The following is a 12,725-nucleotide window of genomic DNA, read 5'->3' as shown; positions in this document are numbered from 1 at the left end:
CAAAATTATTTTACAAAAATCAAAATGATTTGTATAATCCATAATATCGATAATGATATTCATTATCAATTATAAAGGAGTAGGTGAAACGCTGTGGCAAAATTTTTCTTTTCCAGTTCCTTTTTATTATTTCTGGGAAATTGGATAGGACAAATTGGTTTAAACTGGTATGTACTTACTAGTTATCATAACGCAGTCTATTTAGGTTTAGTTAATTTTTGCCGACTCGTACCAATTTTGATACTAAGTGTATGGGCAGGTACAATTGCTGATAAATATGATAGGGGAATATTGCTTCGAATTACAATATCTTCTTCATTTTTAGTCACTGCACTTTTATGTGTTTGTACCTTTACTATGTCCAATATTTCAATTATAGTGATATTAATTTATGCGACCTTACGTGGCATGCTAAATGCGGTAGAAACGCCAGTAAGGCAAGCAGTATTACCTGATTTATCTGAAAGGTTGAATAAGAGCCAAGCCGTTTCATATCATTCATTTATTATTAATATTTGTCGCTCAATAGGACCAGCAATCGCGGGAATTATTCTTGCTGCGTATCATGCACCAGCAACCTTTTTAACACAAGCAATTTGTTATTTAATTGCTGCGTTATTTTGTATACCGCTTCATTTTGAACGAGTTAATAGCGACGTCAGTAAGACTAAAGAATATTCTCTGAAATTTGTCTGGGAATATTTTAAGAGAAATGCCCAAGCATCTAGAATTTTTATAACTTCGCTCATTATCATGGCAACTGGATTTTCCTATACGACCCTAGTGCCGGTACTCGTTCATCAAATATTTCCGGGCAAATCTGAAATATTTGGTATGTCCATGACTTTTTGTGCCATCGGTGGTATGATTGCTACACTTTTATTACCCATTATTTTGAAAAAGATAAATACTGTAAATATGTATTATTTAAGTTCATGTTTATTTGGTTTGGCATTATTAGGTGTAGTCATACAGAATGTAGTAGTAATGTTTACTAGCATGGCGCTTGTGGGATTATTTAGTCAATGGGCGCGTACGTCTAATCGAATTTATTTTCAAGAGCACGTGTCCCCTGAAAATCGTGGAAAAATATTAAGTATCGTCATGATGGATAGAGGCATGATTCCTTTGGGTAGTCTATTAATGACAGCTCTATCAGATTGGATCGGTGTCTTAACTACCTTTATCGTAATGGGCTTATTTACAACCGTTGTAGCCTTAATCGTTCATTTAACGCAAAGAACAACTAAAGTGGAGGAGTCAAACAATGCAAAGTGATTGGCAATTAGCAGATAGAAATTTACAATACCGTGTCTTAAATGCATTAGTTAAAGAAAAGATATGGTCATCCTCAACAAGAATTACAACTCAAGATAATCAGCTTGAAATACAGCTTTATGGATGTGTGCTGACAATTCATTATAAATATGTAAGTAAAATGGTTCGTTATGATTTCGAAGGACCCATAACTTATAGATGTGGGAAAAATGAAGTAGAAATAACTTCATTAGAGAATTTATTGGATGTTTTAGAAGAACATTTTGAAATTGAGATCAGTGAGCGATTACGTGCAGAATTATTACATAGTAGAGACAGCTTTATAGAAGTGTATAAACATTTCATAAATCGTAAAAATCATATCCAAGATAGTTTGAAATTCTCTCGTATGCCGACCACTATTAATTTCTTTGCTTGGTTACAACATTTAAGTGATTCGAATGATTTTAATGATTTAATGTATTCCGAAAGTTTAGTTATTGAAGGACATCCTACGCATCCGTTGACTAAGACGAAATTGCCTTTAACAATGGAAGAAGTTAAGCAATACTCACCTGAATTTGAGAAGATTATTCCACTGAAAATTATGTTATTGCACAAGGATTATGCACAAGTTACTACCGTAGATGGCAATAGCTCATTTGTATTGGAAGAAGTTATTCCAGAATATTATGCAAAACTAAGAAAATTCATTCAAACATTTCAACTTTCGCTTGATGATTACCAAGTTATATTTGTTCATCCATGGCAATATCAACATACAATTTATCATCAATTTGAAAAGTGGATTAACGAGAATATTCTAATTGCTACGCCATTTGATATAGAATCAAAAGCAACCTTATCGTTCCGTACGATGTCATTAATCAATAAGCCATATCACATAAAATTACCAGTCAATGTGCAGGCGACTAGCGCTATAAGAACAGTATCAAGTGTAACGACAGTCGATGGTCCGAATTTAAGTATGGCCTTGCAAGAAACACTTAACCAATACCCACAACTCAAGGTAGCGCTGGAACCTTTTGGTATATACGCAAATACCGAAGATGATCGTGCTCGTCAATTAGCATGTATTATTCGAGAAAAACCATATATTGCGATTAATGGAGCAACGATTGTCTCTGGAGCATTAGTGAATCCGAATCCTGTTGATGGGAATATTACCGTGGATAGCTATATCGAATGGGCAAGTAGAGAAGTCAATGAACAGAATATTTCTCAATTTATGCGTACATATTGTCGTCAATTAGTAACGCCATTAATTGCTTTAATTCAAGATTATGGCATCGCTTTAGAAGCTCATATGCAAAATACGATTGTTAATCTCGGACCTCAATTTCAAATGAACTTTGTAGTTCGTGATTTAGGAGGTTCTCGTATTGATTTAGACACATTATCTATGAAATTGAAGGATATTAACGTGACGAATACGAGCTTGTTAGCGTCATCAATTAATGAAGTTGTTGCGAAATTTCAACATGCTGTAGTACAAAATCAACTTGCAGAATTAATTCATCACTTTTCAAAAAAAGAAAGTGTAAGCGAAGTGGAATTATTTAAGATTGTACAAGAAGAAATAGAACGTGCGATAAGTGATGACAAACCACATGCTGAAACATTACGAGAAATCTTATTTGGACCAACGATTACGGTTAAAGCGTTGCTTCGTATGAGAATGGAAAATAAAGTTAAAAAATATCTTAATATAGACCTTGATAATCCGATAAAAAAAGAGGTGAATTAAGTGGCAGATATCTCAATTAATTTATCGAAAATTGCATATAACGCCGAAGTCTTGCATAGTTTATTAGCAGAGCAAGACATACATTTTACGCCAGTCGTAAAATGTGTTGCTGGTGATACGAAAATATTAGAAACGCTAATTGACTTAGGATTTAATCACTTTGCAGAATCAAGATTAGAGAATATTAATACGGAGCTTCAAGATAAATGTAGTTATTTATTATTAAGACCGACACCTAAAAAACGATATTTAGAATTAGTTGAAAACGTGAAAATGAGTATTCAAACTGAAATTCAAGCCATTCGTGAGATTAATGATATTGCCGGTAAACTTAATACAAAACATCAAGTTATGTTAATGATAGATTGGAAAGATGGTCGAGAAGGCGTCTTAACTTACGATATTCTTGATTACATAAAAGAAATGATTGCGATGAAACACATTCAATTTATAGGTATCGCATTTAACTTTATGTGTTTTAAATCGTTAGCGCCTACAGAAGATGATATTTTTGCGATTAATCAATATGTGCAAGCGATTGAGAATGAATTAGGCTTCCGCTTAAAAATTATATCTGGCGGCAATTCAAGCATGCTACCTCAATTAATGTACAATGATTTAGGCCGTATTAATGAATTGAGAATAGGCGAGGCTTTATTTAGAGGCGTAGATACAACCACATATCAACCAATTCCACGATTATTCCAAAATGCGATTACGCTTGAAGCGGAAATAATCGAAATTAAACCTCGATTATTAGAGGGCAGTCAATGTTATTTACAAGCAATATTAGATATAGGCTATATTGATACGGTCATTAGTAAAATCATGCCACTTAATGATAAAGTCAAGATTATCGGAGCTACAAGTGATCATTTAATGATTGATTTAGGAAACCAAGATTTTTATCAAGTTGGAGATACGATTTCTTTTAGCCTGGAATATGAAGCACTATCTCAAATCATGTATCATCAAAAGATACCTAAAACATATGTGGAAGACCAGCATATCCAGTCTTTGATTGAGCAAGTAAACAGTGCCTCTTTAGCTATATATTAAAAGGAATATTATACAATATATCAATTTTGAAATATTTTCATGGTTAATTCATTTAGTCATTAGTCAGATTTAAATACTGATTAATGGCTTTTTTGAATTTATAGTTAATATTATTTAACACAGTTAAGAGATAAAATATAAAAGATTTATATAAAAAATTTAAAAAATCTTCCAAATGATATTGACATTGATAATCGTTATCAATAAACTAGGTAATGTAAACCTATACATATTAAGGAGTGGGAGTAATGAAAGGCTTTAAGGTCGCTGGAATAGTCGCATTATTATTTGCATTGGTTCTTGTTACTGCATGTGGTAATGTAAGTAATAACGGTTCTAAGGATTCCGATAACAAATCCTCATCATCAAAAGATTCAATTGAAATTAAACATGAGTTAGGTACAACAAAAGTTCCTAAAGATGCTAAAAGAGTAGTAGCTTTAGAATTCTCATTCGTAGACGCATTAGCAGCTTTAGATGTAAAACCTGTAGGGGTTGCTGATGATAATAAACCAAATCGTATTATCAAACCTTTAAAAGATAAAATCGGTAACTATACATCTGTAGGTGCGCGTAAACAACCAAACTTAGAAGAAATCAGCAAGTTAAAACCAGACTTAATTATTGCAGATAGTAATAGACATAAAGGTATTTATAAAGAGCTAAGTAAAATTGCTCCAACTATTGAACTAAAAAGCTTCGATGGAGACTATAAAGAAAATCTCGATGCCTTCAAAACTGTAGCAAAAGCTTTAAATAAAGAAGACGAAGGTAAAAAACGTTTAGACGAACATAAGAAAAAATTAGCTGAATATAAAGATGAAATTCAATTTGATAAAAATGAAAAAGTCTTACCAGCTGTAGCTTCTAAATCAGGATTACTTGCTCACCCAAGTGAATCTTATGTTGGTCAATTTTTAACTGAACTTGGCTTTAAAGAAGCATTAACTAAAGATGTAACTAAAGGTTTAAGTAAATATTTACAAGGACCATACTTACAGTTAAATGCTGAAATATTAAAAGACGTGAATCCAGAACGTATGTTTATTATGACTGACGGTGCAAGTCCAAAAGAACCATCTTATCAAGAAATGAAAAAAGATCCAGTTTGGGATACTTTAGATGCAGTTAAACATAATCGTGTAAGTATTGTAAATCGTGACACTTGGGCACGTGCACGTGGTTTAATATCTTCTGAAGAGATGGCTAAAGAACTTGTTGAAATTTCTAAAAAAGATAAAGAGAAATAAGGTGGATGAACAATGACTATGAGACCAACTGATAGTCAATCCGCTAATGAAAGAGCAACTAAGAAACGCACTACACTCACGTTTATTGTGAGTGTGTGCTTTCTTTTTATTTTTGCATACTTTAATTTAGCGATTGGTTCTTCAGACATTCATGCAAAAGATATTTATGACTATTTTTTTACTTCAGTAGACAATAAACAAACATTCCTTATTCATAATGTAAGAATGCCAAGAATGATTGGTGGCTTAATCATCGGTGGTGCACTTGCGCTTGCCGGTTTATTAATGCAAGCTATTACTAGAAATCCGTTAGCTTCACCTCAAATTTTTGGCGTCAACTCAGGGGCTTCTTTTGTTATCGTTTTAGTAACTATTTTAATTCCATCTCTTGGAAAATATGCAACTTTACTTGCATTTATAGGTTCATTTATTGGTGGACTAACAGTATATTTACTATCCGGTTCAACTAAAAAGATTACGCCAGTTAAATTAGCATTAGCAGGTATGGCCATTCATTTATTCTTCAGTAGCTTAACGCAAGGGATTATTATTTTAAACGAAGATTCTAATACAACTGTGATGTTTTGGTTAGTCGGTTCATTAAATGGCTTAAAATGGACATCGGTATTATCGATTATGCCATGGCTACTTGCAGCATTCATCATTACATTACTAATGGGACGCCAATTAACAATTATGGAATTAGGGGACGATATTGCTAAAGGTTTAGGACAAAAAACTCAACTTATCCGTATCATCATCGGACTTCTTGTTATTGTGTTAGCTGGTGCTTCAGTTTCAATAGCAGGTCCAATTGGTTTTGTTGGTTTAATTGTCCCTCATATAGTTAAACGTTACGTAAGCAAAGATTACTTTATTATGGTGCCACTAACTTTCCTAGTAGGCGCAGATTTATTACTTTTATCTGATATGCTTAGTCGCCTCATTACATTCCCATATGAATCTCCAGTAGGTATTGTAACGTCATTTGTAGGGGCTATTTATTTCTTATTAATTACACTTAGAGGGGTGAAACGAATATGACAAAACGAAATTTATCTATTCGTTACGCCATTGTTATCGTTTGTTTAATTATTAGTATTTTTATAAGTTTATGCGTTGGCTCTACTATGTATAGCCCAATGAAAGCATTAAAAGGTGTGTTCACACTTGATGACTTTATTTTAAATGAATACCGTATACCACGAACATTATTGGGATTAGTGGTAGGTAGCAGTTTAGCCATTTCTGGTGCAGTAATTCAAGGTGTAGTAAGAAATCCGCTAGCCTCACCGGATGTGATTGGTATTACTAAAGGCGCAAGTTTAGCTGCTATTATCGTAATTATGGTATTCCCAACTGCGCCACTCATTGTGTTACCAATAGGTTCATTCATTGGTGCATTAGTTATCAGCTTAATTTTGTCATTTTTAATTTCAAAATTTAACATCAAAGGTTCTACACTGGCATTGATTGGTTTAGCCATAGGTGCTATTTGTACGGCAGTAGTACAATTTTTATTAATTCGTAACCCTATGGATGCTAATAATGCATTAATCTGGTTAACTGGTAGCTTATACGGTCACACAATTGAGAACTTTTACTCAATTATTCCTTGGTTTATTATTACATTGCCATTGGTACTAGGTTTAAGTTATCAATTAGACATTTTAAATTTAGGGGATAATATTGCAGTAGCATTAGGTGCTAAAGTTCAACATCTTAAGATGATTTTACTTATCTTATCTGTCATGCTTGCAGGGGCATCTATTTCAGTAGTAGGTGGCATTAGTTTCTTAGGACTTATCTCACCTCATATTGCTAGATCGCTCGTGGGACAACGTTATTTCCATGTTGTCATTATGTCTGGTTTAATAGGTGCAGTACTTATCTTAGTCAGTGATGGATTAGCAAGAGGTATCCATCCGCCATTAGACATCCCTGTAGGCGTTATTATCGCTATTATAGGTGTTCCGTATTTTCTATTTTTACTTAGAAGAATTTAATATCTACATTCATAAAGCTAATTCCTTTTATATTTTAGGGGAATTAGCTTTTTTATATTGCGCGCTTTTTGAAAATGAGATATAGTATAGAACATATTGTTTATAAAAATACAAATTTAGACATATTTATATAATTTATACAGAAAAAACTAGCTTTTATTACATAAATTATGAATATACAAACATTTTATATAAAGAGAAAGAAGGTATAAAAATTGAAGGGATACTCAAAACAAGAAATTGTTAAAGGTCGAACCAAATTTATAGTAATGTCCATCATAGGGATTATCTTATTCTTAATTCCTGTACCTACTGTGCAAGATGGTAAAAAACAAACAACTTTACCAGTAGCCTTTTTAGCACATTTGCTTAAGGATCTATTAGGGAATGCAATGCCCCTTATTATTCTGTTTATTATTACGCTTTCAGGAATATTAACAATAGTATTTTCTCTAATATTGAGAAAAAAAGTTAAACCAGGAAGTTTAATTGAAAGTGCATTTAAAGTAGGACCAGTGTGGTTATCGTTACGTGTACTTGCTGTATTTTTCGCATGGATGACGTATCTTAAACTAGGATCAAAAGTCATTTATTCTGAAGATACGGGTGGCCTAGTATTTAATGATTTATTACCTACATTAGTTGCTGTTTTCTTATTTGCAGCATTATTCTTACCATTTCTAATGGAATACGGTTTATTAGAATTTTTAGGCCCACTTTTCAGACCAATTATGCGACCATTATTCACGTTACCAGGTCGTTCAACTGTAGATAACTTAGCTTCATTTATTGGAGATGGGACAGTTGGCGTACTTATTACAAGTCGTCAATATGAACGTGGTATCTATTCTAGAAGAGAGTCTATCGTTATTTCTACGACATTTAGTGTAGTGTCAATTACTTTTGCGATTGTCATCGCTGAAACTGTTGGATTACAACATAAGTTCTTCGCATTTTATTTAACAGTAATCGTATCTTGTTTTGTAGCTGCTATGATTATGCCTAGAATTTGGCCTTTGAATAAAATACCAGATGAGTTTACTAAAGAAGTGTCTGAAGAAACACGTCTTGAAAAGTTGCCTGAAGGTAAAAGTGCATTCAGACATGGTTTTGATGAAGCGACAATAGTAGGATTGAATGCACCAGGTTTCAAAGAATTTATGAAATCTGGATGTAAGACAGTAATAGATATGTGGTTTGTTATTTTACCAGTAGTGATGAGTATTGGGACATTAGCAACCATTATTGCTAATTATACGCCTGTGTTTGAAATCGTAGGTAAGCCATTTATTCCTATTTTAGAGTTACTACAAATTCCAGAGGCTACAAAAGCTTCAGAAACGTTATTAATTGGGTTTGCTGATATGTTTTTACCTTCAATTTTAATAGCAAATGCCCACAGTGAAATTACAAGATTTGTTATAGGTGCTTTAAGTATCTCTCAACTGATTTATTTATCAGAAGTAGGGGGCGTTATTTTAGGCTCAAAAATCCCTGTAAGTTTAGGTAAGCTATTCGCAATTTTCCTTATTCGAACAGCGATTACATTACCAATTATTGCACTTATGGCTCATTTATTACTTTAAGAAAAAAGCATTGAAGTTACGAGGTCAAATATATGACTAACTTCAATGCTTATTTTTTAATTTAATGTAGATAAGACGTTGGCTTTTACAATTTCACTTTTAATAACTGGTGATGATTCAGAAGACGATTGTCCTCTATTTTTATGTGCTTCTTTAAATGCATCGCTTTGTGTCCATGCTTTAAAATCTTCCTCAGTTTCCCACCAAGTATTCACATACATATCTTCACTGTCTTCATCAACGTTTACTTGCCATACTTCAATTTTATGAAATCCTTTTAACTCTTCGATTTTGCCACCTTTAGTGAAGCGGGGAGCCATTTTTTCAGCGAAACCTTTTTTAACTGTGATTCTATTTGTAACTACAAACACGCTAATTACCTCCTTAAGCATTTGCTCTTATTCTAGCTTTTTTAGTTGAAAATTAAAAACTTAACAATATAAAAAAGGGAGCGGAATAGAAATTAAAATAATTTCGTTATTCCAACTCCAGCAAGGCTGAGTAGATTTGAAGAAAGGTTGGTTAAAGCGCATTTTCAAATCAGTCAGCTACTGCCATAATACTAACGAAGGCTGAGACAAAATAAATTGCCCCAGCCTTTTAATACCATTAATTGATAACTTTGCGAAAGAAATAAATTATAGTTTAGGTTATTTAGTTAATTCGTTATAAACTTTTTGGTCGTTATGAGTATAAATAATGTATTCGTGATCATCAGTGTCAATGATTACTCGATTTGTTTTACCAAATGTAGAACCAATTCGAGAAATATCTTTAGACTCTAGATCTGGCACTGCATGAATGTCTTGGTCTTGAGAAATATTTTTAATTTCATTAGTAGGGATTTTAATATCTGCTACTCTCCATTGAATTCTAACTTCATTATCATCTTTCTTAACAGTCATTGCCATTAAAGAACACATCCTTTATGTAAGTTATGGCTCTATAATAAAACAATTTGTAATCGTTTTCAAGTATTATGTGATACTTTTTGTTATTTGTGTCACACTATAAGCTAACCCCGAAAATATGTTCGTATTTTTGTTGAGTTTATGTTAAAATATCGTTAATAAAGGAGAAGATACATGACAGGTAAAACACATATGTCTGCTGGTTTATTAGTAGGTGCATTAACAACTGAACATTTTCAAACCGATCTTTTTTCAACTGTTACAGTCATATGCTTAGCAATAGTTTCAAGTTTATTTCCTGATATATGCCATACTAGAAGTAAGATAGGGAGACAATTTAAACTATTGAGCTTTTTTGTAAATCTCATCTTTGGCCATCGAACCTTTACGCATTCTTTATTATTTATGGGAATGATAGGCTTTTTACTTATTCTAATACAAACTCCCCCATACTATTTAGTTTCGATTATCGGTGCAATAGCATCTCATGTTATACTTGATATGTTAACACCTAGAGGAGTTAAATTACTTTATCCTATTCCTTTAACTATTAAATTCCCTTTTACTTTTAAGACGGGTGGGCTTTTAGATGCATCATTAGCAACCGCTTTGAGTATTGGATCACTATACATATTCTTTCAAACGTTTCTAAATGATATCTTGAAGCATATTAGCCACTCATTTTTAGGGTAATTAAAATATAGTGATAAGATAGTTTAATTAATAACGCCTATATTATTAAACATTTGGTTAGGATGACTAACAGGGTTAAGTTTTATCGAGTATTTTAAATATTTACCAAACTTGTTTAAAATCTAAAATCATTGAATTGCCTATAAGGAGAGTTAAGATGTTAGACCAAAGTAAATTAGAGAAATATAATCAGGAACACTTAAGTGAATATGAAAAGTTAATGAGTAATAATGAAAAAGAACAATTAGAAAACAAAGTTGAATCATTAGATTTAGAATTTATTCAAAACCTTTATCAAGATCTTTATGTTAATCGTAAAACGATTTCTGATGTTTCATCAGTGTCAGAAGTTGAATTTATGCGTAAAGCAGAATTAACAGAACAAGAACGTGAAAAATACGAACGTAAAGGTATTGAAGCAATTAGAAATGGTGAGTTTGCAGTACTATTAATGGCTGGCGGTCAAGGCACGCGCTTAGGATATAAAGGGCCTAAAGGTTCTTTCGAAATTAAAGGTGTAAGCTTATTTGAACTTCAAGCTAGACAATTATTGCATTTAAAACAAGAAACTGGTCATTTATTAAATTGGTATATCATGACTAGTGACATCAATCATGATGAAACTTTATCATATTTCAAAGAACATAATTATTTTGGATATAATCCAGATAATATTCACTTTTTCAAACAAGATAATATCGTGGCACTAAGTGAAGAAGGACGTCTTGTACTTAATGAACAAGGATATATCATGGAAACACCGAATGGTAATGGTGGCGTATTCAAGTCTCTAGAGAAACAAGGCTATTTAGATAAAATGAAATCAGATGGCGTTAAGTTTATCTTCTTAAATAATATTGATAACGTCTTAGTAAAAGTGCTAGATCCATTATTTGCGGGTTATACGGTTGTAAATGATAAAGATGTGACATCTAAATCAATACAGCCTAAGGATGGAGAAAGTGTAGGACGATTAGTCAATAAAGATAGTAAAGATACTGTATTAGAATACTCTGAGTTAGATGAAGAAGTAGCTAATACATTTGATAACGCTAATATTGGTATTCATGCATTTAAATTATCGTTTATCAAAGAAGCGGTAAATAAGGATTTACCATATCACTTAGCTATTAAAAAATTAAAACAATTAGATGATGATTTTGGTGTAATTGAACAACCTACATTAAAATTTGAGTTATTTTACTTTGATATTTTCAGATATGCTAAAGATTTCATAACACTACAAGTTCCTCGTGATGAAGAATTTTCACCTTTAAAAAATAAAGAAGGTAAAGATAGTGTTGAAACAGCAACTGCTGATTTAGAACGAATGAATTTGATTTAGTAAGGATGGTGGAAGCGGATGTCTAAAACATCTAAGAGTACAAAAGATACTGTTGTTGAATCATTTAAAGACATCATTCCTCTATCTTTTGGAGAAGAAATAGGTAATGCAGCTTCTCATGGGGCTGCTGCTTTATTAACGTTATTTATATTGCCATATGCAGCGGTACATAGTTATAACGAACATGGCACATTAAGCTCAGTTAGTGTTTCGATATATGTGATTAGTATATTTATGATGTTTATCTCTTCAACTATTTACCATTCCATGCAAAACTATACAGCACATAAATACATATTGAGAATTATTGATCATAGTATGATTTATGTAGCGATTGCAGGAACTTATACGCCAGTACTTTTAACTGTAGTAGGTGGTTGGATAGGATGGCTCGTATTTCTATTATTATGGGGCACTACGATATGGGGCATATTATATAAATCTATTTCCGTTAGAGTTAATCAAAAACTTAGTCTAATCGTGTATTTAGTAATGGGATGGGTTGGCATCATATTTTTACCAATCATTATTATGCGTACATCATGGCTCTTTTTATTATTTATTGTACTTGGTGGGATTGCCTATACAATTGGGGCGTGGTTTTACGCTCAAAAGAATCGTCCATATTTTCACATGATTTGGCATATATTTATTGTTATAGCTTCATTTTTACATTTAATTGCTATACTTTATTTCATGTAAAATGAATCAATTACATTCCATGAATTTGAGTTTAGTTAAAGTTGAATATATTCTAAAAGACTGATGAGCATAGGTCATCAGTCTTATTTTTATGTAAAACGTTCAAATTTTATTGCGTTTAGTTATCATCTAAGATTATGCTATTACA

The 12,725-nt window shown here is 32.3% G+C and carries 12 protein-coding genes; 10 read left to right on the top strand and 2 right to left on the bottom strand.

Annotated features, from left to right (window positions below):
* Positions 1-93 precede the first annotated feature (93 nt).
* The 7 genes from CD127_RS03955 to CD127_RS03925 all read left to right on the top strand — a co-directional run bounded on the left by CD127_RS03955 (position 94) and on the right by CD127_RS03925 (position 8,926).
* Positions 94-1,278, top strand: a complete 1,185-nt coding sequence (locus CD127_RS03955; protein WP_103365843.1) for an MFS transporter — start codon at positions 94-96, stop codon at positions 1,276-1,278.
* Entirely contained in the window at positions 1,268-3,025 is a 1,758-nt protein-coding gene (locus CD127_RS03950; protein WP_103365842.1) for an IucA/IucC family protein, read from the top strand. Before CD127_RS03955 ends, CD127_RS03950 begins: the two co-directional genes overlap by 11 nt.
* Complete coding sequence (locus tag CD127_RS03945; protein ID WP_103365841.1) at positions 3,026-4,084, top strand: alanine racemase; 1,059 nt, start codon at positions 3,026-3,028, stop codon at positions 4,082-4,084.
* Positions 4,085-4,332: 248 nt separating this feature from the next.
* Positions 4,333-5,334: an ABC transporter substrate-binding protein gene (locus tag CD127_RS03940; protein ID WP_103365840.1), complete on the top strand. Its 1,002-nt coding sequence runs from the start codon at positions 4,333-4,335 to the stop codon at positions 5,332-5,334.
* A 12-nt stretch (positions 5,335-5,346) separates the two neighbouring features.
* Complete coding sequence (locus CD127_RS03935) at positions 5,347-6,378, top strand: FecCD family ABC transporter permease (protein WP_103365839.1); 1,032 nt, start codon at positions 5,347-5,349, stop codon at positions 6,376-6,378.
* Positions 6,375-7,340: a FecCD family ABC transporter permease gene (locus CD127_RS03930; protein ID WP_103297720.1), complete on the top strand. Its 966-nt coding sequence runs from the start codon at positions 6,375-6,377 to the stop codon at positions 7,338-7,340. Before CD127_RS03935 ends, CD127_RS03930 begins: the two co-directional genes overlap by 4 nt.
* Before the next feature lie 215 nt (positions 7,341-7,555).
* Complete coding sequence (locus tag CD127_RS03925; protein WP_103365838.1) at positions 7,556-8,926, top strand: YjiH family protein; 1,371 nt, start codon at positions 7,556-7,558, stop codon at positions 8,924-8,926.
* A 56-nt stretch (positions 8,927-8,982) separates the two neighbouring features.
* Here CD127_RS03925 and CD127_RS03920 read toward each other — a convergent pair whose 3' ends face one another.
* Together CD127_RS03920 and CD127_RS03915 are read right to left on the bottom strand one after the other, a co-directional pair.
* Positions 8,983-9,297, bottom strand: coding sequence for a heme oxygenase (locus CD127_RS03920; RefSeq protein ID WP_103297722.1), 315 nt, complete (start codon positions 9,295-9,297; stop codon positions 8,983-8,985).
* A 279-nt stretch (positions 9,298-9,576) separates the two neighbouring features.
* A complete protein-coding gene (locus tag CD127_RS03915) occupies positions 9,577-9,837 on the bottom strand; it encodes a SunI/YnzG family protein (protein WP_103297723.1) in 261 nt (86 codons plus the stop codon).
* Between the two features lie 174 nt (positions 9,838-10,011).
* Here CD127_RS03915 and CD127_RS03910 point away from each other — a divergent pair, with 174 nt between their 5' ends.
* From CD127_RS03910 to trhA, 3 genes are all read left to right on the top strand, one after another.
* A complete protein-coding gene (locus CD127_RS03910; protein WP_103365837.1) occupies positions 10,012-10,530 on the top strand; it encodes a metal-dependent hydrolase in 519 nt (172 codons plus the stop codon).
* 157 nt (positions 10,531-10,687) lie between these two features.
* Positions 10,688-11,875: a UTP--glucose-1-phosphate uridylyltransferase gene (locus CD127_RS03905; RefSeq protein ID WP_103365836.1), complete on the top strand. Its 1,188-nt coding sequence runs from the start codon at positions 10,688-10,690 to the stop codon at positions 11,873-11,875.
* An 18-nt stretch (positions 11,876-11,893) separates the two neighbouring features.
* On the top strand, positions 11,894-12,577 hold the full coding sequence (trhA, locus tag CD127_RS03900; protein ID WP_103297726.1) for a PAQR family membrane homeostasis protein TrhA: 684 nt from the start codon (positions 11,894-11,896) through the stop codon (positions 12,575-12,577).
* Positions 12,578-12,725 lie beyond the last annotated feature (148 nt).

Origin of the sequence: Staphylococcus petrasii (genome assembly GCF_002902565.1) — a bacterium.
Classification (GTDB): Bacteria; Bacillota; Bacilli; order Staphylococcales; family Staphylococcaceae; genus Staphylococcus; species Staphylococcus petrasii.
Note: the sequence above shows the minus strand (reverse complement) of the source record. Positions and strands in the feature narration are given on the sequence as shown.